This window comes from Clostridium nitrophenolicum (genome assembly GCF_055391695.1).
This window is the reverse complement of sequence record NZ_AP042469.1, coordinates 3864530-3887758: the sequence shown is the minus strand read 5'-3', so window position 1 is coordinate 3887758 and position 23229 is coordinate 3864530. Positions and strand designations below refer to the sequence as shown.

Here is a 23229-nt window from a genome sequence, read left to right as displayed (position 1 = left end):
GAACAAGCGGAAGATATATTTAATAATAATACAAAAATGGACTTAAATTATAATTCTTACATAGATAAATATAATGGAAATCAAGAAAGTAAAACAAAGCTTGTTTATGGAGTAGATTCTTCTTCACCAATTATAATTGATGCAGTAAGCGGAAAGTCATTAAGTTGGAATGGAGAAATTATAGAAAGTGTAAAGACCAGAAATATATCAGATAATCAAAAGGAAGATATATTTAAAAATCCTACTAATCAAAACTATATGTACATGGGGCCTTCTGCTAAAAGATTTATTTCATTTAATTTTGGAAGAGTGGTAAATGGTGTGACCTTTAATACTAACGCTATATCTTATAACAATGACGGTATAAATGTTACCCTTGATTGTAAAACAGGAGAAATAAACTCTTTTGGGTGCATGTGGAGAGATAAATTAGACTTACCACCAGCTGCAAATACAATAAGTAATGATGAGGCTAAAAAAGTATTTTTAAATACAAATAAACCACAACTTACATACCTACTCTTTAATAATGGAAATAATATGGACAAATCTAATTCAAAGATACAGTTGGTATACTATGTTGGACACAATAAACCACTAAATACTATAGATGCTTTTACCGGTAAAGCTTTAAATTTTTTCGGGGAAAATGTAGATGATAATGCTGATGTATTTAAAGCTAAAATTAAAGGAAGTTCCGTGGAAAAAGAAGCTTTAATTTTAGCTTCACAAGGTATAATTGACACTAAAGATTTTAAATTAGATAGTGGAATTACAAGATTACAGCTAGTTAAAGTACTTGTTAATGCTAAAGGTTTTAATTCTTATTTAAGAGGAATAGATGATGTTAGTTTTACCAGTGGAGTAGGAGCAAAAGACTCAACGGATTATAGATATGTACAGCTTGGAGTAAAGTATGGGATTATAGAAGATAAAAAAGATGAGTTTAAAGGTAATGAACTTGTTACAAGAGAAGAACTATCGAAAAGTTTGATAAAGTTATTAGGATACGATAGAATTGCTGAAGCTAAAGGTTTATTAAATCTACCATATTCCGATAGTAATACAATAAGCGCTGATAAAACAGGTTATGTTTCACTAGCAGGAGGACTTAAAGTTATTGAACCAAATAATGAAGGTAAAATTAGACCAAAAGATAATGTAACAATGTCAGAGTTAATTAAAGCGGTATATATATCCCTTGGAACTATACAAAAATAAATCTAGATTAGGTAAAAAATACTATCAGGCTAATGAGGTCTGATAGTATTTTTTATGTTTTAAATTCCATAATTTTATACATATGAAAAACTATGAAAATAATGTGAAAATATTATGTAAAAAATCAAAATATTTTTTAAAATCCTTATAAAAAAAAGAATTGACTTATAGAAACATTCCCATTATTATTAATATGTAAGCGATAACATATTCGGAGGTGTACTAATTGAAGAAAAAGAAGATTATTACTATTTTAGCTACAATGGCTATTGCTACTAGTTTATTTGCAGGTTGTGGAAGCAAGCAAAACACAACTGAACAAAGTGGACAAGCTGGAAAGAGTGTAAAAATAGGTCTTTCAACAGATGAAGGTGGATTAAATGACAAGTCATTTAACCAAGCAGCAGATACTGGAATAAAGAAAGCTGTAAAAGAGTTCGGAGTTGATTATAAGCCAGTAGAATCAGCTAAAAAAGAAGACTATGAATCAAATTTAGACGCATTAGTTAATGCTGGATCAAACTTAACCTTTGGAATTGGATTCCAAATGGAGCAGGCTATGAAAAATGTAGCAGGAAAATACAAAGATAAGAATTTTGCTATAATAGATACAGTTGTTGATGCACCAAACGTTGAATCAATAACTTTCAAAGAGCAAGAAGGTTCATTCTTAATGGGAGTTATAGCTGGTAAAATGACTAAAACTAACAAAGTTGGTTTTATAGGCGGTAAGGATTTTGCAGCAATAAATAAGTTTGAAGTAGGTTTCGCAGCAGGGGTTAAGGCAGTAAATCCAGAAGCAGCTAAAGGATTAATTAGTGCAGATGGTAAGAACCCAGGAACAATGGTTAAATATGCTGATAGCTTTGGTGATACAAACAAAGGTTATGAATTAGCTAAATCATTATATGGTGCTGGCTGTGATGTTATCTATCACGCAGCAGGTGGTGTTGGTATAGGAATGTTCAAAGCTACTAAAGAACTTAAAGATGCAGGAAAGCAAGTTTGGGCTATAGGTGTTGATATGGACCAGGCAGTTACAGTTCCTGAATATGAAAGCGTAATCCTTTCAAGTATGATTAAAAAGGTTGACGTTGCTACATATAGTGCAGCAAAAGATGTAGTTAACGGAAAGTTCCAAGGTGGAAAACATGTAGAATATGGATTAAAAGAGGATGGTGTAGGTATAGCTCCAACATCAGATAAGAATACTCCAAAAGATGTTTTAGATCTAGTTAACAAATATACAGAAGCTATAAAAGCTGGAAAATTTGAAGTTCCTTCAACAAGAGATGGCGTAATGAAATTTGAAGTTTCACAAATATAAGTATTACTGAAATAATCAGATGGGGTTTACTATACTCCATCTGATTATTATTAAATAAATGTATTTTTAACGTTAGATTTAAAATCAAAATGTTAGATATAAATTTAACAGAATTCTCCTTAATTATATATAAAATTGCCACTTTGTGGTATAATAACCTGCAGGATGGAAAGTGTTTTATATAAGGGAGGGCACGTAATAATGGGCGCTACAATAAATGATATTGCTAAAAAGGCAGGAGTATCCTTGGCAACTGTTTCCAGGGTACTGAATAATTCAGGATATGTAAAAGAAGAAACCCGCGCCAAAATTTTGGATGCAATAAAAGATTTGGATTATACTCCTAGTGCTATAGCAAGAGGCTTATCTAAAAACGAGGTAAATACAATAGGAGTGATAGTTCCGGATATAACGAACTCTTATTTTGGTGAAATTATCAAAGGAATAAGTGAAGTAGCAGAAGAACAGGGATTAAATATAGTATTATTTAATACAGATGATAAACTTGAAAAAGAATTAAGAGCTCTTAATGTAATTAAGGAACAAAGACTAAGAGGCGTTATAATGACTCCTATTTTTGGTGGAGATGAATTTAACAGTCAATATTTTAATACTATAGAAAGTTTAAGTATGCCTATTGTATTAGTTGCTGCAGATATAAAGTACTCAACCTTTAATGGAGTTTTTGTAGATAATATAAAAGGCGGTTTTGAAGCTACCAATCTTTTAATTAAAGAAGGACACGAGAAAATAGCAATAATCACAGGACTTTTAAGCTCTGAAAGAGCAATACATGAATTAATAGGTTACAAAAAAGCTTTAACTTTAAACAATATACGTACAAGAGATGAATTTATCTTTAAAGGTGATTATAAACTAGATACTGGTTATGAAATAACAAAGAAGATATTATCAATGGAAGACAAACCAACTGCAGTTGTTGTATGTAGTAATATGATGACATTAGGTTGTGTTAAGGCAATGTTAGAAGAGCATAAAAAGATCCCAGAGGATCTATCTATAGTAGGCTTTAACAAGCTTGAATTTCTTGATATGGTTGGAATAAATCTTACATATGTGGAGGATTCTCCGATAGAGCTAGGGAAAGCTGCTATGAGTATGCTCGATGAAAGAATTAGCGGTAAGGCAATAAATGAAGTTAAGAGAATTAGAATTTCTCCAACTATTATTTTAAACGGATCAGAAAAAATAAAAAAATAATTTTTTTTAACATATAGGTAAGCGGTTACACAATGTTGCGGATTTTAAATAACTTGATATTAATTGTGTAATTGAATAAATAAATTCTTTAATTTAGAATACTATAATTATAAAAATATATGAGAGGATGATGTAAATATGAAACTTGAAAAATACATAGACCATACAATATTAAAGGCAGATGCTACAAGTGATATGGTTAAGAAGCTTTGTGCAGAGGCAAGAGAGTATGGTTTTGCTTCAGTATGTGTAAATCCTTGTTTTGCTTCACTAGTAAGTAAAGAGTTAGAAGGAACAGATGTTAAAACATGTGTTGTTATAGGTTTTCCACTAGGAGCAAATACTAAAGAAGTTAAAGCATTTGAAACAAAACAAGCTATAGAAAATGGCGCTCAAGAAGTAGATATGGTAATAAATGTAGGAGCACTTAAAGAAAAAAACTATCAAGCAGTTCAAGAAGATATTGAAGCTGTAGTTAAAGAAGCAAAGGGAAAGGCTTTAGTTAAAGTTATAATAGAAACTTGTCTTTTAACAGATGAAGAAAAAGTAAAAGCATGTGAAATTTCAAAAGCAGCAAAAGCAGACTTTGTAAAGACATCAACAGGATTCTCAACAGGTGGAGCTAAAAAAGAAGATGTAGCTCTTATGAGAAAAACTGTTGGAGAAGAAATGGGAGTTAAGGCTTCAGGTGGAATAAGAAACTATGAAACTGCTATGGAGATGATAGAAGCAGGCGCTAACAGAATTGGTGCTAGTATTGGTGTATCTCTTGTAGGCGGAGGTTATTAGTACGAGGAGGTATTTAACCATGAGAATGTATGATTTAATAATTAAAAAGAGAAACGGCAATGAGTTAACTAAAGAAGAAATTAACTATTTTATAGATAACTATACTAAAGGTAATATACCAGATTATCAGGTTTCAGCTCTTTTGATGGCAATATATTTTCAAAAGATGAATATGAGAGAAACCGCAGATTTAACTATGGCAATGGTTAATTCTGGAGATATTTTGGATTTATCAAAAATTGAAGGCATAAAGGTTGATAAGCACAGCACAGGCGGAGTTGGAGATACAACTACTTTAGTGCTTACACCAATGGTAGCAGCATTAGGAATACCTGTAGCCAAGATGTCAGGTAGAGGATTAGGTCACACCGGAGGAACAATAGATAAGCTTGAATCTTTTAAAGGCTTCTCAGTTGAAATAACAGAAGAACAATTTATAAACAATGTCAATACTAAGAAAATAGCTATAATGGGTCAAACTGCTGATTTAGCACCAGCAGATAAGAAATTATATGCTCTTAGAGATGTTACAGGAACAGTTGATAACATATCATTAATATCTGCAAGTATAATGAGCAAGAAAATAGCTGCAGGAGCAGATTGTATAGTTCTAGACGTTAAAGTTGGAGATGGAGCCTTTATGAAATCCTTCGAAGATGCTAAAAAACTTGCAGAAGCAATGGTTAGCATAGGAAAAAATGTGGGAAGAAACACAGTTGCAGTAATTTCAGATATGGATCAACCTTTAGGATTGGCAGTGGGAAATGCTCTTGAAGTAAGAGAAGCATTAGATACTTTAAGTGGAAATGGACCAAAGGATTTATTAGAGTTATGTTTAGCTTTAGGAAGCAATATGGTAGTTTTAGCTAAAAAGGCTGACACTGTTGAAGAAGCTAGAGAAATGCTTTTAGGAACAATAAAAGATGGTTCAGCATTAACAAAGCTAAAAGAATTTATTGGAGCACAAGGTGGAAATGTAGAACAAATAGATAATCCTGAGTTACTTCCAAAAGCTAAGTATGTTTATGAAGTTAAGAGCGATGTAGAAGGATATGTGTCAAAGATTAATTCTGAAAACATAGGATTAATTGCTATGGAACTTGGTGCAGGAAGAGCTACTAAGGAAGACGTAGTGGATTTAGCTGTAGGTATTGTACTTAACAAAAAAAGAGGAGATAAGGTTGAAAAAGGAGATATAATAGCCTACATTCATGCTAATGATGAATCAAAGATAGAAAAATCAGCTAAAGATATATTGGCTAACTACAAAATTACATCTAAATATGATGAAAATATTCCACTAGTTTATGATGTTGTTAGATAGAGTGAAACTTATCTAGAACATTATTAGATAAGTAAATTTAATAAGGAGACATGTATAATGGACTATAAAGAGCTTATAAAGATAGCATTAGAATATAGAGAAAGAGCTTATATTCCTTATTCTAACTTTAAAGTAGGTGCGGCAGTTTTATTCGATAGTGGTAATATCTATGGAGGATGTAATATAGAAAATGCATCCTTTGGAGCAACAAATTGTGCAGAAAGAACTGCTATATTTAAAGGCATATCGGAAGGTGAAAAAGAAATAAAAGCAGTGGCAGTAGTAGGAGATTTAAACACATATACCTATCCTTGTGGGATATGTCGTCAAGTAATTGCTGAATTCGGAAATATGGATATTAAAGTAATACTTGCAAAAAACGAGAATGACTATATCGTAAAAGATTTATCCGAAGTATTGCCAGGAGCTTTTACTAAAGAAGATTTAAATAAATAATTATTTATATATTTATTTAAACATATTTTAAGGGGGTATTAAAGTGAGCGTTCATATAAATGCAAAAGAAGGTCAAATAGCTGAAAGTATATTGTTACCTGGAGACCCATTAAGAGCTAAATTTATAGCAGAAAATTTTCTTCAAGATGTTATATGCTATAACGAGGTTAGGGGAATGTATGGGTTTACTGGAACATATAAGGGAAAGAAGGTTTCAGTTCAAGGAACAGGAATGGGTGTGCCATCAATATCAATATATGTTAATGAATTAATTCAAAGTTACGGAGTTAAAAACCTTATAAGAGTTGGTACTTGTGGCTCTTTCCAAGAGTCAGTTAAGGTCAGAGATATGGTTATAGGTATGGCAGCTTCAACAGATTCTAATATAAATAAGATAAGATTTAATGGAAGAGATTTCGCTCCGACAGCGAGCTTTAAACTGCTAAAGAAAGCTTATGATATAGCAGTTGAAAAAGGAATTGAGCCAAAGGTAGGTAATATTTTTAGTTCAGATACTTTCTATCATGATGATCCAGATGCTTGGAAGCATTGGGCTAATTTTGGATGTTTAGCAGTTGAAATGGAAGCTGCTGGACTCTATACATTGGCAGCTAAGTATGGCGTTGATGCACTTACTATACTTACTGTAAGTGATCACCTTGTAACTGGTGAGCTTACTACAGCAGAAGAAAGGCAAAAAACTTTCACAAGTATGATGGAAGTTGCTCTTGATACTATACACTCACTATAAATTGATTTAAACGGCTAAAGCCCTAAATTCCAATGGGCTTAGGCCGTTTAAGTTTTTTTTAATTTATTTGTATTATAAAAGCTAATATATTCATCAATTGCTTTATAGAGCTCCTCATAAAATCTGCTTTCTTTGTTTTTTGTTTCTATACATATTACTATCAGCAATATCTAAAGTAGATTCTATTGTGTTTAGTGATGTTTGTGTATAAGCCACTCCTATAGATATTTCTATCGGCATATGACTATTATTTTCATTGAACTGATTTATTGCTGTTTGAAGTTCATTGTAAAGTCTTTCGACTTCAATGTAAGATTTGTTTTTTACAATAACAACAAATTCATCTCCACCAGTTCTTGAAATTATATGTGCACTATTAAACACTGATTGTAGAACTTTTCCTGTATTTTTAATAAGGTTGTCACCCATTGAATGGCCTAAACAATCATTAATATATTTTAGGTTATCTAAGTCGCATACAAATATGCCAACTGATATATTTATGCTATTATTTAATAAATCTATTTCTTTTAAAAAATAATTTTTATTAAATAATCCAGTTAAATTGTCATGGTAGCCTAATTTTTTGAGTCTTTGCTCTAATTCTTTTCTTTCTTGAATATTTCTGGAGATTGTTTCAACTGCAATAAGTTGTCCATTCTCGTTATAAGAAGGTATCATATAATCTTCTAACCATACATAATAACCATCCCTATGCTTCATTCTTACCCGAATCAATTTTGAAAAATCTGTATTATCTTTGATTTTTGAAAGTTGTATTTTTCGGTCATCAGGGTGTGCTATTTCAAAAGGCAGCATAGGATTTTTCATATGTTCTTCCACAGTATAACCAAGAATATCTTCTATGGAGTTACTTAAATATGTAAATTTTAGTTCAGGTATAATTTCAAATCTGCAAACAATATCTTTAGTATGTTCAAACATTTTTAATGTCATCTTCTCTCGATTTTCAAAATCTTTGTATTTGCTAATATCAATAAAGGAAAAGCATATGCCTTCAATCTTATTACTAGTTACCAATGGCGTGGCACAAATATCAAAAAATAGTTTTACTCCATCTTTTTTTGATATTTCCGCATTAAAATTTTCATTAAGAACTAAGTCGTCAAAAGTATAGTTTAAATATTTGAAGATATTAGTATTTAGCATTTCGTTGTTGGTATAACCTAATATGTCAAAACAATTAGAGGTGATTTTTGTTATAATTCCATAATTATTTACTTCAATCAGAAGTTCACGTGATATAGCCTTCTTATTAATAAATATACTCATTTGATATTCTCCCATTAATTACTATAATTAAAGTCAAAATAAAACTTCGATGTTGTAGCGTAATTTTACATATAGTATATTATAGTTCAATTAATCCATTATTTCCATAATTATATAAATTAAAAAATTTAAGGTACCATACTGCATATAGAGTATAGTACCTCATTCTAAGGTCTGTATTCTTGGTACATTTCTGTCACTGTACCATTTTTTAGAGTTATATTAAAAACTGGCTTATCTTTATAATAACCACTTATTATGTCATTAAAATTTTTATCAACATGAAGAATATTTCCAGAAGTATCAAAATCTATTTCATTAATCTTTACACTGTCACCAACTTCTAAAGTAACAGCGTTGCTTATAGGCATATCAAAACCGTCATCTGGAATATAATCTCCCAATCCATCATGATCATTCCAAATTACAATATTTCCTGTCCTTTTTTCATAATCTCTTGCTTCATCTAGATCTGTAACCCATTTTACAAAATAACCATTTATATACTTTTTGTTATGCTCTTGATATGCACTCTTTATAATAAATAGTGCTTTTTCATTTCCTTTTAATATATTTTCTGCAGCCTCACTTACAGCACTCTTTCCACCTAATAATATTAAGTTTGAATAGTTCATACTATCTAAATATCTTTTCTGAGTTATTATATTGCTGCCATCTGTAAGTATAATTGGTGCATTTAATTTAGCAGCAAGTGCACTACCAGATAAGGCATCCGGAAAATTTTCACCATTTGCAATTAGTGCTGCGTCCGTATCAAAATTAAAATACTTACATATATTCAAGGAGGTTTCGTATCTACTAATTCCTCCGATTCTTACTATATTAATACCTAATGAAGGAACTACATTTTTTATTTGATCTATAATGCTGCTGGCTAATGAGCATTCGCCGCCTACTATAAATACTTTGGACGGCTGAATATTATTTATAACGTCTACAATTTCAGTAGGTAAGTTATTAGCATCACTCATCAATATAGGATATCCTTTTGATGCTGCAATGCTTGAAACACTCAGTGCATCAGCAAATCCATATCCATTAACTAAAACTAATGGAGTACCTTTTTTTACGTTCAAAAAGTTAACTATAGCTTTATTAGTTTCAAACCTAGTAGCTCCACCTAATCTTTTTACATTATATCCTGTTGTTTTAAAATAATTTATATAGCTCTCATTTACTGACCCTTTTCCACCAAGCACATAAATTGTACCGTTACTTGTTAAATGATTTTTTATATAGTTTATTGAATTAAGATTTTCATTAGGTGTTTTATCTACTAGTAAAATTGGTGCATTAAGCTTTTTAGAAAGTACACTTCCAGCCAGTGCATCGGGAAAATCATTTCCGCTTGCAATAATTATATTATTTATCTTATCTTGACTAAATTTATTTGAGATATCAACGGATGTTTCATATCGATTTTCACCATATAATCTGTTTATATTGTAATTATTTTTTGCAGACACTGAACTTGATGCAGTAAAAGTAATAACTATTGTTGAAAGTATAATTGATAGGCTTTTCAATTTCAATGTAACCCCTCCTAAACTTTTGTATATATACCTATATTTAATGTATTCTCTTCATCATTTATGTATTACAAAATTTTAGTTAATATATAGCAAAGTCATTATATTTTAAAATCATATGAGGTTGTTACAGTTTTATTTATTGAATATTTAATAAGTAATTAATATATTGCTATACTATAGGTAAATTTGGTATCATAGTATTTAAAAACATGTAATACCTTGTAAAAAGTGTAAATATAGTTAGAATAAATCCTGTTTATAGTAACTTAAAAAGGAGATGCATCAAATGAGTGTAGAATTAAAACAAAAAAGAGTAAATGTAGCCATGAAGAAAGAAAAGGCTGATTTAGTAATAAAGAATGCAAACATAATAAATGTATTTACAAAGGAAATAGTTCAGGGTGACATTGCTATTTGCATGGATCAAATAGTAGGGATAGGTAATTATAACGGTATTAATGAAATTGATGCTAAAGGTAAATATGTATGTCCAGGATTAATTGATAGTCATGTACATATAGAATCAACTATGGTTACCCCCGCAGAATTTGCTAAAGCTGTTCTGCCACATGGGACTACAACAATAATAGCTGATCCACATGAAATTGCAAATGTGTGTGGAATTAATGGAATTCACTTTATGTTAAACCAATCTAAATCACTACCCTTAAATGTTTATTTCATGATGCCTTCATGTGTTCCAAGTACTCCTTTTGAAAACAATGGAGCAGTTTTAAGTGCTGAATTAATTGAACCGCTCTTATCAAATGAAAGAATTTTGGGCCTTGGAGAAGTAATGGATTATCCCTCTGTAGTTAGCGGAAGGGAAGAAATGTTAAAAAAGATTGATTTATTTGATGATAAAATTATAGATGGACATTCACCAAATTTAACTGGAGAGGCGCTTAATGCTTATCGTGTTGCCGGAATTATGACAGATCATGAATGTACAACTATAGATGAGGTAATAGAACATTTGAGGCTGGGGATGTATCTACAAATAAGAGAAGGTTCAGCTGCTAGGAATTTAGAGAACATCATAAATGGCATGTTAAGAAAAAATATTGGATTCAATAGATGTATATTTTGTACTGATGATAAACATCTTGAGGACATAAAAAAAGAAGGACATATAAGTCACAACATAAAGAAAGCTATAGCTTGTGGAGTTGATCCAATTGAAGCAATATGTATGGCTACTATTAATACTGCTCAATGTTACAGGCTAAAAAGACTTGGAGCTATTGCACCGGGATATTCTGCAGACTTAATAATACTAGATAGTCTTGATGAGTTTAATATCAATAAAGTTCTGTATCGTGGAGATATTGTATATGACAATAATCAATTATGCACAGAAATATCTTTAAAAATAGAGGATAGAAATGTTTTTAATACCGTTAGAATTCCGAACATAAGTATAGAGGATTTGAGAATAAGCCTAGAAAAGAATACAGCTACGGTTATAGGTCTAACCTCTAAGGAACTTATTACAAAGAAAGAAACAGCAGAAGTTAAAGTTATAAATGGTGCCTTTGTACAGGATGAACAGTTTTCGAAGGTTGCCGTTATTGAAAGGCATAAGTCAACAAAAAATATTGGGCTTGGTATAGTAAGTAATTTTAATATTAAAAATGGAGCGATAGCAAGTACCGTTGCTCACGATTCACATAACCTCATTGTTGTAGGTGATAACGATGAAGATATGCTTATTGCTATAGAAGAATTAAAAAGAGTAAATGGAGGATACACCGTTGTAAGCAGAGGAAAGGTAGTTGGTACTCTTGAACTGCCTGTTGCTGGTATAATGAGCAATAGTACTGCCGAATATGTTGAGAACACCCTCAATAGCATGCTTAAAGAAGCATTTAAACTTGGAATTAATAATGAGATAGATCCCTTTATAACGCTATCATTTTTGGCTCTTCCAGTAATACCGGAAATTAGGATAACAGATCAAGGATTGTTTGATGTTACGAAGTTTGAATTTATAAAATATTAATTAAATATATTTTATATAAAACAAACAATTTAACATAATGGAATTATAAAATTATACGATAAATAAAAAGGATAAACAAGGCATGAATAGGGGGAAACTACGTGTTTAGTAAAAAATCACAATGTCATGAAGTTGTATATATTACAGATTATGTGCAAGATTATTTAAAAGGGGGAAAACCAGAAAAACCAGTTTTAGAAAAGAATATTCATAAATATATATTTGAATTGTTTAATAAAATTCTGGAAACAGGATCATTAAATAATTCTCTTCTTTTAAACTTAGTTAATGAATCAGCATCACTTAGCGATTTTGATATAAATATGTCCTTTATTTCAAAAGAATTAAAAAAAGTTGCTCAGCAATTGTCTGAATCTAGTGAATCAAACATGGCAGTAGTTGAACAGACTACTGCAAATGTAAGCCAAGTAAGTGAGGCAATTATCCATAATACAGAAGTGTTAAACGATTTGGTGGAGAAATCCAATTACTTAATTAAAACCAATGATGATAGCAAGAATCAGCTTCAACAAATTAATGAGATAAAAGAAACAGTAGTCAATGATGCGGAAATAATGTCTGACAAAATAAAGGCATTGGAAGAATTATCTTTGCAAGTTGATGAGATTGTTGCTGGCGTAAGTATGATTGCAGATCAGACAAATCTTCTTGCATTAAATGCCAGTATTGAAGCAGCTCGTGCTGGAGAACATGGACGTGGATTTTCTGTAGTTGCTGATGAAATTCGTAAGTTGGCTGAAGATACAAAGCTTAAACTTAATAATATGCAAGCTTTTACTAAGGATATTAGAAACGCAACCAGTGAAAGTATGAATAGCGTTAATAATACTATAACATCAATGATAGATATGAGTAAAAAAATTGAAAAAGTTAATATATCTTTTGAAGAAAGCGCCCATAGCCTCGAAACCACTGTAAGTGGAATTACTAGTCTAGCAGGTAGTATGGAGGAGATAACAGCATCCTCTGAAGAAATATCTTCTGCTATGAATATTGTTGCAGGGGAGTCAGAAAAAATTAGCCATATGACAAGAGTAGTGTCGGATGACTCTGAAAAAGCCCATTATTATGCTAACAATCTTGGCAGAATAGATGATAGCATTTCTGAAGTTATAAAAGAATTAGTAGGAATTTTAAATAATGGTACTAACCCAATTTCAAATGAAGAATTTTTGAATATACTAGAGGATGCTATAAAAGCTCACAAAATGTGGATGAATAAGCTCCAGCAAATGGTTGAAAGTAATGAAACAATACCCATTCAGCATAATGGCATGAAATGTAAGTTTGGACATTTCTACAATTCTATAAATGTTGAGCATCCAAAGATAAAAGATGAATGGAATGGAATAAATGAAGATCATTTACTTTTACACAGTAAAGCACATAAAATAATAGATGCAATAGAAGAGAATAGAAGTGAAGATATCTATGATATATTTAAAGAAGCTAAAGAATTGTCTGATAAGGTAATTTCTGCTTTAAATATTATTGCAGAAAAAGTAAAATCCATTGATGAGAAAGTTTTTGAAATGAAGCTATAAAGAATATGAGAAAATAGAAACTGACAAAGTAAGATTTTAAAATAGACTGCATGGAGAGTGTTAAATTATGAAATTATTTCAGGTAAGAACTCAAGTTTGTAAATTTAATGACTGCAAGGAATTTGTAGAATTCTTTAATATTGGTGAAGGAGATTTTATATTAACTAGTGAATCTACATATAAATCTTTCATGAGTTCTTTAAATTTAAAAGCAGATGTGATGTTTAAAGGCAAATACGGACAAGGTGAACCATCAGATGAAATGATTAATTTAATTATAAAAGATATGGAAGGCAAGAAGTATAAGAGAATCATTGCCATTGGTGGAGGAACAATTATAGATATAGCTAAGTTACTTGTAATCAAGGATGCGAAGAATACCCTTGATTTGTTTGAAAAAAGAATACCATTTGTTAAGGATAAAGAATTGATTATAGTACCTACAACCTGTGGAGCTGGTTCTGAAGTTTCGAATATATCAATAGCTGAAATAAAGGAAAAGAATACAAAGATGGGACTTGCAGTAGATGAATTGTTTCCGGATTATGCGGTGCTTATTCCAGAGTTAGTAAAAGGACTTCCCTATAAGTTTTTCGTAACAAGTTCTATAGATGCATTAATTCATGCCATAGAATCATTTGTATCACCAAAATCTAATACATATACCGAATTGTTTAGTTTAAAAGCAATAGAATTAATTTTAAATGGATATGTAAAAATATTGGAGAAGGGAAAAGAATATAGAACAGAAATAATTGAGGATTTTCTTGTGGCTAGCAACTATGCTGGAATCGCTTTCAGTAATACCGGAACAGGTCCAGTACACGCACTTTCTTATCCATTAGGTGGTATTTATCACGTTACCCATGGAGAAGCAAACTATCAAATGTTTGTAGAGGTGTTTAAAACATATAATAGAAAACATCATGAGGGAAAAATTAAGGATATTAATAAAGTGTTAGCTAATATTCTTGGATGTAATGCTGATGTAGTATACGAGGAGTTAACAGTTGTTTTAGATAAATTATTATCTAGAAAGCCATTAAAAGAATATGGAATGAAGGTGGAAGAAATTGAAACCTTTACTGACAGTGTAATAGCTAGTCAGCAAAGACTATTGGTAAATAGTTATGTTCCGCTTTCAAGAGAAGACATATTAAATATATATAAAAATCTATATTGGTAATTTTTACATAATCTTGTTGTATTAGAGAAGAATTATATACATATATAAATTCAACCTAAATACTTGGCTTATTAACGATATTTATAAGAAGTACCTCTTCTGTACTGTTAACAAATTTTAGTTATCTCCAGGTCTTGCTGCTAAGAAAATTATTAAATGTACTGTCAGAGATATGCTTATAAAAAAGAAAGATAAAAAGTATTATTTAAGTTTAAAGTAATACAATAAAAGCATAAGGAGGCTTAAACATGGTTTCTTATGATATTATATGTTTTTTAGATCATAACAAGATTGTAAAACATATTGAATACTTGGGTACAAGCAGTAATAATGACAAAGTATTTGTTTTAAATGAATGTATAGGAAAAGAGATTGGAAGTTTTTTTGATATAGATTTAGATAAAAATAAAGGATATGTAAACTGGAGAGGGATGGTGCTTCGATATACTAAGACTGAGAATGTAATGGGTACAGGTTATATTCTCTATATAACTGAGGCAACAGATAAAAGTAAGATATATGAGGCAGCGTTAGACTGTGTTTCAGAGGGGATTCAGGTCTATGATAGAACTGGACACCTTTTATTTTGTAATAAGTTCAATGAAAAAATCGAAAAAATGAATAGGGAAAATATTATTGGTAAACATTTACTTGATATATATGACTTAAAAGAAGAGTATAGCACAGCTTTAAACACAATTAAAAGTAAAATGTCTGTAATTAATAGATGTGATAACTTTAAGAATAAAAATAGTGAGTTAATTACTACAATGAATTCGGGATATCCATTATTTATTGAGAATAATCTTATTGGCGCTGCTGTTATAGTACAAGATACATCAGTCTTTGAGCAGTATCATTCCAAAATGGATTCATTTGATAAATTCTTATCCCAAGGAGAAAAGGATAAACTTAATAGAAAAAGAAAAAACTTCTATGCATTAAAATACTATAGTTTTGATGATTTAATTGGTGAAGATGAGAATTTTATAGAGGCTATTCAATTATCCCGCAATATTGCCGATAGAGATTGTTCAGTGCTGATTTACGGAGAAACAGGTACTGGTAAAGAGTTGTTTGCTCAAAGCATACATTCAGAAAGCAAAAGAAAAAATAAAGAGTTTGTTGCTATAAATTGTGCTGCTATTCCTGAAAATTTAATTGAGGGCATATTATTTGGGACTGAAAAAGGTTCCTTTACAGGAAGCTCTGATAGGATAGGTTTATTTGAACAAGCAGAGGGTGGAACCTTATTCTTAGATGAGATTAATTCAATGAATCTTCATATGCAGTCAAAACTTTTACGTGTTTTACAGGAGAAAAAACTTAGAAGAGTAGGAGGATTAAACGATATAGAATGTGACGTTAGAATTATATCCTCCACTAATGAAGAGCCACTCTCTTTAATAGAGAATAATAAAATGAGAAAAGATTTATATTATAGAATCAGTACAGTAACAGTTAACATACCTCCTTTAAGAAATAGAAAAAATGATATTGATATACTGGTTCAATATTTTATTGAAAAGTTATCTAGACATTATTCAAAACAAGTAAAAGGAGCATCTCCTGAGGTCATTCTTAAATTTAAAGAATATGACTGGCCAGGTAATGTAAGAGAACTTCTACATAGTATTGAATATGCCTTTAATACCATGATTGACGATATCATAAATGTACGGGACTTACCCAAATATATACAGAAACAAAAGAAGACAAATAGCAAAGACACTTTGCACCTTAGAACTTTAGAAGAAATAATGGGACAATATGAGAAAGAAGTAATTAAAAATACACTAAAACGCCACAAAAATAATATCACAAAGGCAGCAAATCAGTTAGGGATAAAAAGGCAGAGCCTACAGTACAGAATAAAGAAATACGAATTATAAAAGCAAAGTCATTTTGCGGAAATGCAAAATGACTTTGCTTTTATAATTTGTAATTAGAAATAATAAAATGTTTTTAATTAACTTATGTAATGATGAAGCAAAATATCTATGTAAATCAACCACTGCGCTAAAGGTTTTCAATAGCGAAAAAATTAGACAGAAGTGCCTATTATTGGCATAGTTATTGCTAAATAATTAAAGTGAAGATCTTCGAAAAAAATATGAGATAAGTATATATTTGGAGGAAATTAGTGTATCAGAATCAAGTTGTTATTTTGCTTAATAAAAATATTTTTGAAAGCAGGTGTTAATTAATGTTGTTATCAACCTTTGATAACGTTATTGTCGTTATCTGTTCAATTTTTATTATCTTAGTCGGAGTATATTTTTCAAAGGCAGTTAAAGATATGGAAAGCTTTTATCTTGGTAACAGAAGCTTACCTTGGTCTCTTACTGTAGGTGCGTTAGTAGCAACATGGTATGGTGGAGTGGGGACCGTTGGGACTGTTGAATATGCTGCTATGTATGGACTATCTATTTGGGTTATATGGTGTGTGACAGCTCATGCAGGTCGTATGCCACTTGCATTATGGGTGGGACCTAAAATTCATATAAGAACGGATATTACAGTACCAGATTTGTTAGAAGGTGTATATGGCAAAGGAGTAGCTGTAATTGGTGCTATTTTAATGCTTGTATATTGTACTCAGATAGGACAAATCACTGCGGTGGGATTTATTGGAAAAGCTGCATGGGGAGTTAGCAATGTCACAGCTGGAGTTATTTGTATTGTATTCGTTATAGTAATTGCGGTATTAGGTGGACTTATGGGTGTTGCAGTAACAGATATGCTTATGTTCTTTTGTATGTGTTTCGGACTTACCATGGTATTACCTGGTCAATGGACAAATATTGGAGGATGGGCTGGTCTTCAGCATGCATTAGAAAAAACTCCAGAGTTATTGGATCCATTAGGCGGATTGACACCAATGAAAGCATTTATGCTTTGTATACTTGCTTTTGGTGTTTATGCGGATCCTACATTCTATCAGAGATTTTCTGCTGCCGATTCACCGAAATCAGGGAGAAGAGCAATGTTATCATGCTTTGTTCTTTGGATTTGCTTTGATATAGTATTAACTTTAACTGGACTTATTGTAAAAGCTAAATACCCTGATATTGCACCAGGTGAAGGGTATATAAAACTAGTTTTAGGAACATTACCTGCTGGTGTTAGGGCGTTGTTTATTATTGGACTTGCAGGTTCCATTATTTCTGCTCTTGATGGATATTACCTTTCCGGTGGAGCAACTTTTGCAAATGATATTTATGGCAGAATCAAAGGAAATGTTACGCAAAAGCAATTGGTTTTACTTACAAGAATAGGCATTATAATACAGGCATTAGTTGGACTTTCAATAGCTTTCAGATTTCCAACAGCTCAAGATGCCTTTATATTTATAAGCAGTGTATGGATGGCTGCAGGGTTTGTTCCTATTGTAGGAGCACTTATTTGGAAAGGGAAAAAAACTGCGATGGGTGGATACCTAGGATTAATTGTTGGGGCGGTAGCTTTTACATATTTCAAGGCTTTTCCAATTAAAGTTTTTGAAATAGAGCCGCTTGTAATAGCTCTTCCTCTATCCTTTATTGCATGGCTTATAGGGAATCAAGTAGGTAAAACTGTTAATGAAGACATAAAGGGGGAGATGTAATGTCAAATAAGAAGAACAATCTTGAAATATCTTGGTTTGGTATAGATGGATTTTTAGTTATTCTTTATTTTATAGTGGTTGGTATTATTTATTATGCAATTAGTACCAGAAATGACTTTATCGTAGGAAAGCTTATCCCTTATGGAATAATGATTGCAGTAACTTTAATATTTATAAATTACTTATTAATAATCTTCAAATTCTCTAAACCAAAAGATAGTAAAACTAATGTTAATGAAGATAAAAATATATAGGGAGAAAAGATAATGAATATCAGATCATTTCCTATTAAAATTGACAAGGATGAAGCAAAGAATAAAGCTAAAGCAAAGGGTGGGGTTTTATGGAGGACAGTATTTGCGGGCAAGGATCTATCCGAACTTAAGCAGCATTTTGTTGAGTTTAAGCTGATTACTTTTGAGGCAATCCATAGACCTAATCTGATTGAAAGGTTTGTATTCCGCAAATCAGAGACTAGAAGGCAAACAATTACTATGCTAGCAAATGGATCAACAGGTTCTGTTTCCTGGGTAGAAAGTATGCCTGATATAGTTACATTAAAAGATGTTGATGAAAACACTGTTCAGTTATCAGATAAAGATGATGAATATCTTACAAGGCGAGGAAGGAAGATAGCGATAAAAGTTATTCATAGACACGTTGGCGGTATTCCGGAACTTAAGGTATTAAAAATAGAAAGTGTATTCAGACCTTATTGGGTTGCATTTTATGGCGATATGGTTGAAGGGAATAAAGTACGTTATATGCCTATTGCAGCAGATGGATGTGGATCACATAGGAGTATTTAATTTAGATAAAGAGGTGACATAATTGGAACTATTAAGGGAAAAAATTAAGAAAGTAACATTAGGAGATAAAAAAACCACTTTAGAAGAATTTGTTGCAGTTTCAAGATACGGTGCAAAAGTCTCTTTTTCGCCCTCTTACTCAGAAAAAGTAAGTAGGTCAAGAGGATTAGTCGAAAAATTCTTAGATGAGAATAGAGTTATTTATGGTTTGACTACAGGATTTGGAGACAATTGCAATAAAATAATTTCTACAGAAGATACAATTACGCTTCAGAAAAATATTATAAGATCCCATGCTTGTTCTGTAGGAGAGCCTCTAGAAAAAGAAAGTGTTAGAGGAATATTATTGATGATGCTTCTAAATCTAGGACAAGGATATTCTGGTGTACAGCTTAGTACTTTAGAAATGATTGCTGCTTTGCTAAATAACGACATAACACCATTTGCTCCAGGACAAGGCTCAGTTGGTTACTTAGCGGTAGAGGCTCACATTAGTATGGTGTTAATAGGTGAAGGAAAAGCTTGGTATAAAGGAGAGCTTCTAAAGGGTAGAGAGGCATTAACAGCAGTTGGGATGATACCAGTTGAGCTAGGATGTAAAGAGGGACTAGCATTAGTTTCCGGTACAACTTCAGTCACAGCCTTTGCGGCATTGGCGCTATATGATGCAATAAAGGCAGCAAAAACAGCGGATATCGTTGGCTCTATGAGTTTAGAAGCCTTAAAAGGTACTGTTAGAGCCTTTGATCCGCGATTGCAGTCCGTAAGGCCACATGAAGAGCAAGTAATGACAGCTAAAAATATATTAAGAATACTGGATAAAAGTGAAATTGCTTTAAAATATAAAGATTATAGGCTTCAGGATGCACTGTCCTTGAGGTGTATGCCGCAGCTTCATGGAGCTGCTAAGAAAACATTAAAGGACGCCGCAAAAACTATATTTATTGAAATGAACTCTTGCTGTGATAACCCTATTATATATCCGCTTGACAAAGATGGAATAGCATTAATGGGATGTAATGCAGATGGTTCTTATGTAGGAATAGAAGCAGATTCCAGTTGCATTGCAATGACAAGCCTTGCAAAAATGTCAGAAAGAAGAATAGATAGGCTTGTTAATCACCATGTTAGCGAGCTCCCAGCATTTTTGATAGAAAAATCAGGACTAAATAACGGACTTATGATTCCTCAATATACTGCTGCAGGGCTACTCGGAGAAATGAGAATATTATCAACTTCATCAACAATAGATAATACTCCAACCTGCTGCAACCAGGAAGATTATGTAAGTATGAGTTACAATTCCTCAAAGAAAGCTTACCAGTGTTCAAAACTTTTAGAGAATATACTAGCCATCGAGCTTTTAAATGCTGCACAAGCATTAGATTTCTTAAAACCGTTAAATCCATCACCAGCTACAAAGGCAGTATATAATTTGATTAGAGAAGAAGTGCCTAAACTAGAAGAAGATCAATATCTATATCCATTTATTAAGTATATACACGAACAAATACATGAAGGACATGTTTTGAATACAGTTGAAGATGTTATAGGAAATTTGGAATTTTAGTAAAAGTTTTATACTAATGTAATAGTTATAGGGGATGAGTTAACGCTAGCACTCCCTATAATAATGATGTGTAGTATTGATATAAGGGGTGATCTATTTTATTAAGTTGACTTAGTATTGTATATGATATATAGTTAAATAAAAAAGAATAAAAACAATCATGTAACTGGCGGAAATGGAGTTTACCATAGGGAGCATGATTGAAGAAGAATATCGACCACCTGGGTAAATATGAATTTATCCAGGTGGTTTTTGTTTTAATTTATCCGATATCTACTGCCACTAATACCACAACGCACTCTGTGAAAGCGATTCGCACCAAATCAGAGATTTAGGCTCTCTGCTTTTCTTAAAGTTGGGGATAGCTGGCGCTACGACCCTGGATAACGCCTTCTAAGTGCTAAAGACACTAAGAAGCCTGTTAATAAGCTTCAGATGGAGTTTGTCTACAACCACTGGGCAAGTTTGCCCGTTAATGCCATTTAGACATTTAACCTCCACCTGAAGCCAAGAATCCTGTTTATGATTAATTTTGATTAATATAGGAGCTAATTTTAGAAAAAATAATAAGACATAATTCTATCTTTGTATAAGGTAACATTTGATGAAAAGAGTAGGGAAATTTTAAACCCTTATGAAGGGGCTTATAAGGATCTAGGGGAAAAAGAAACAAAAAAATCTTCTTCTAAAAAAGAAAAACCAGCAAGTAGAAGCAAAGGAAAAAATAAAGAAAAGAGGATAAGCAGAATTTTATTGAAGTTTAATAAAAATATTCACCAGGCAACTAAAAGAGATAAGGAAAAAATACGGCTTTGGAGTAGTAGTCTTGAAGAAGGAGTTATAATTGCTGCTATAAGCGAAGCTGTTAAGTATAATGCAAGGCATATTGGATACATTGAAACTGTTATTAAAAACTGGATGGAGCAGGGAATAACTACAATGGAGAAGCTTAATAAGAGTAAGGAAAAGCCTGATAGGTCTATTAATAGGTGCAATGTAGAAGCATATGTGTATATAGACTAAATTTTGTTTTGGATATAGAAAAAATGTATCAGTAAGCGATGCTCAATGGCTGAATGCAACTAAAGCAGCAGCTATCTTAAAGCATCAAGTATAAAATTTACGATATGACTTTTTTCAAGAGCAATAGATTGCAGAGGTGATTACAGGTTCATACTTTCTGGCTTAAGGGAATCAAGAAGTATAGAGCTTCTCATTATCCATATATCAATTAGGATAATAATGGGCAGTTGATATAGCAAATATAAGCATAAATATCTCTATAATTAATATACTAATAGTCTATGTTGACTTCTAAGGCAGGCTTTCTTTTTATTGATATTTATGTTCCAATAAATGTATAATAGATTTGTTAAGTTAGTACGGATTTGTAACTAAATACGAAGGAAGTGCTAGTGTGAAATATATAAAGAAGTATAAGAAATTATTTCACATATTTATAGTAATAATTTCAGTAATAGCATTATTTTTGGAATTGCCAAGGATTACATATAACATCAATTATAGAGGATATTAAAAATAGTAAGTTAGAAATTTTTTTGAATTATAATGTAACATGCGTATAAGCAATAAGACTAATAAAGCCTGGTATAACTAAAAAAGTAATTAAGGAACAGACTCTTATGTTTCTGTTGACAAAAAGCTAACAATAGCTTATCATATAAATGAGAATGATTATCGTTATGAGTGAATTATTAAATTGTTTTAAGATGAGTTCTAAAATCTTGTGAAGGGGATTGGGGATTATGGTAACAGAAAATTATTCCTTAGAGTATATTACTGAAATAGAATTAGAATCAATACGTAACTTTGCAATTAAAGAATGCTTCGAAATCATTTTGGAAGAAACAGAATATTTTTTTGAAAGTAAAGAACATTTGATAGGCATTTTTACTGAAGGAATAGATTTTTCAAAATTAAACCCAAAGTGTTTGCAAGAAAGATTTTTTAAAGTGCTATATTCTAAAAAGGAACTTGAACTCTTTTTTTCAAGAATTGAAAAAAAGATTCAGAAAGAGCTAATGAGAGTATCAATTAAGTCCGATTTCAAGTTGTATAATAACAAGATAACGGATTTGTTAAATATTGAAGATAGTTTCTTATTTGCATATGAAGCGGCTAGAACTCATGGGCTTAGCTGTGCAACTTCAAAAACTATTGATAAGTTATGGAAAAAAAACATTGGTGGTTTTATTCCTAAAGGATTAAGAAAGCTGAGTAATGAATTTAAGGCAGGAGATTATTTTTTATCAACAATAGGATTAACTCCTCAAGAAATAAAGTGCAGCATAAATGAAAAAATATCAAAAAGTGCACAGGGAATCTTAATGAATAAGAAACATGAAATAATTAAATTTCTAAAGAATGAAGTTATTACACAAATACTTAATTCGAAAAATACAAACCCTTCCATATTTTTGGAGAGCGATATAATAAAAACTGCTTAGTACATTTGTAATATGATATTGAAGTTTATAGTGTGCTGTTTTTTAGCTACAATTTGATGATGTATTTATCAAAGAAGTAGCTTATAA

The 23229-nt window shown here is 31.4% G+C and carries 19 protein-coding genes and 1 riboswitch; of the genes, 17 read left to right on the top strand and 2 right to left on the bottom strand.

The window, feature by feature from the left end; genetic code table 11:
* The first annotated feature begins 36 nt into the window (after positions 1–36).
* The 7 genes from ACZ5N4_RS18385 (at position 37) to deoD (ending at position 7089) form a co-directional block, all read left to right on the top strand.
* Positions 37–1221, top strand: a complete 1185-nt coding sequence (locus ACZ5N4_RS18385; protein ID WP_464203961.1) for an S-layer homology domain-containing protein — start codon at positions 37–39, stop codon at positions 1219–1221.
* A gap of 226 nt (positions 1222–1447) precedes the next feature.
* A complete protein-coding gene (locus ACZ5N4_RS18380; protein ID WP_464203960.1) occupies positions 1448–2548 on the top strand; it encodes a BMP family lipoprotein in 1101 nt (366 codons plus the stop codon).
* A 201-nt stretch (positions 2549–2749) separates the two neighbouring features.
* Entirely contained in the window at positions 2750–3769 is a 1020-nt protein-coding gene (locus ACZ5N4_RS18375) for a LacI family DNA-binding transcriptional regulator (RefSeq protein ID WP_464203959.1), read from the top strand.
* A gap of 138 nt (positions 3770–3907) precedes the next feature.
* Complete coding sequence (gene deoC, locus ACZ5N4_RS18370) at positions 3908–4558, top strand: deoxyribose-phosphate aldolase (protein WP_464203958.1); 651 nt, start codon at positions 3908–3910, stop codon at positions 4556–4558.
* Between the two features lie 19 nt (positions 4559–4577).
* Positions 4578–5882 (top strand): pyrimidine-nucleoside phosphorylase, encoded by a 1305-nt coding sequence (locus tag ACZ5N4_RS18365; RefSeq protein ID WP_464203957.1) that lies wholly within the window; start codon positions 4578–4580, stop codon positions 5880–5882.
* Positions 5883–5939: 57 nt separating this feature from the next.
* Entirely contained in the window at positions 5940–6338 is a 399-nt protein-coding gene (locus ACZ5N4_RS18360) for a cytidine deaminase (RefSeq protein ID WP_464203956.1), read from the top strand.
* A gap of 43 nt (positions 6339–6381) precedes the next feature.
* Positions 6382–7089 carry a purine-nucleoside phosphorylase gene (gene deoD, locus ACZ5N4_RS18355; RefSeq protein WP_464203955.1) on the top strand — a complete coding sequence of 236 codons (708 nt, stop codon included), beginning with the start codon at positions 6382–6384 and terminating at the stop codon, positions 7087–7089.
* A gap of 114 nt (positions 7090–7203) precedes the next feature.
* On the opposite strand, the gene ACZ5N4_RS18350 is transcribed toward deoD, so the two are convergent.
* The gene (locus ACZ5N4_RS18350; RefSeq protein ID WP_464203954.1) at positions 7204–8382 is read right to left on the bottom strand and encodes a diguanylate cyclase domain-containing protein; all 1179 of its coding nucleotides are present in this window, start codon (positions 8380–8382) and stop codon (positions 7204–7206) included.
* A 167-nt stretch (positions 8383–8549) separates the two neighbouring features.
* Positions 8550–9929, bottom strand: coding sequence for a cell wall-binding repeat-containing protein (locus ACZ5N4_RS18345; protein ID WP_464211006.1), 1380 nt, complete (start codon positions 9927–9929; stop codon positions 8550–8552).
* 292 nt (positions 9930–10221) lie between these two features.
* Here ACZ5N4_RS18345 and ade point away from each other — a divergent pair, with 292 nt between their 5' ends.
* From ade to ACZ5N4_RS18295, 10 genes are all read left to right on the top strand, one after another.
* Positions 10222–11937: an adenine deaminase gene (ade, locus tag ACZ5N4_RS18340; protein WP_464203953.1), complete on the top strand. Its 1716-nt coding sequence runs from the start codon at positions 10222–10224 to the stop codon at positions 11935–11937.
* Positions 11938–12038: 101 nt separating this feature from the next.
* Positions 12039–13502, top strand: coding sequence for a methyl-accepting chemotaxis protein (locus ACZ5N4_RS18335; RefSeq protein WP_464203952.1), 1464 nt, complete (start codon positions 12039–12041; stop codon positions 13500–13502).
* 67 nt (positions 13503–13569) lie between these two features.
* Positions 13570–14688, top strand: coding sequence for a 4-hydroxybutyrate dehydrogenase (locus tag ACZ5N4_RS18330; RefSeq protein ID WP_464203951.1), 1119 nt, complete (start codon positions 13570–13572; stop codon positions 14686–14688).
* A gap of 248 nt (positions 14689–14936) precedes the next feature.
* A complete protein-coding gene (locus ACZ5N4_RS18325) occupies positions 14937–16580 on the top strand; it encodes a sigma-54 interaction domain-containing protein (RefSeq protein WP_464203950.1) in 1644 nt (547 codons plus the stop codon).
* A gap of 314 nt (positions 16581–16894) precedes the next feature.
* Complete coding sequence (locus ACZ5N4_RS18320; protein WP_464203949.1) at positions 16895–18295, top strand: sodium:solute symporter family protein; 1401 nt, start codon at positions 16895–16897, stop codon at positions 18293–18295.
* On the top strand, positions 18295–18549 hold the full coding sequence (locus ACZ5N4_RS18315; protein WP_464203948.1) for a hypothetical protein: 255 nt from the start codon (positions 18295–18297) through the stop codon (positions 18547–18549). Before ACZ5N4_RS18320 ends, ACZ5N4_RS18315 begins: the two co-directional genes overlap by 1 nt.
* 12 nt (positions 18550–18561) lie before the next feature.
* Positions 18562–19104: a hypothetical protein gene (locus tag ACZ5N4_RS18310; protein ID WP_464203947.1), complete on the top strand. Its 543-nt coding sequence runs from the start codon at positions 18562–18564 to the stop codon at positions 19102–19104.
* A gap of 22 nt (positions 19105–19126) precedes the next feature.
* Positions 19127–20674, top strand: coding sequence for an HAL/PAL/TAL family ammonia-lyase (locus ACZ5N4_RS18305; RefSeq protein WP_464203946.1), 1548 nt, complete (start codon positions 19127–19129; stop codon positions 20672–20674).
* Between the two features lie 152 nt (positions 20675–20826).
* Positions 20827–20908: riboswitch (ZMP/ZTP riboswitch) on the top strand.
* A 351-nt stretch (positions 20909–21259) separates the two neighbouring features.
* Entirely contained in the window at positions 21260–21697 is a 438-nt protein-coding gene (locus ACZ5N4_RS18300) for a DnaD domain-containing protein (RefSeq protein WP_464203945.1), read from the top strand.
* 743 nt (positions 21698–22440) lie between these two features.
* Entirely contained in the window at positions 22441–23142 is a 702-nt protein-coding gene (locus tag ACZ5N4_RS18295; protein WP_464203944.1) for a hypothetical protein, read from the top strand.
* Positions 23143–23229 lie beyond the last annotated feature (87 nt).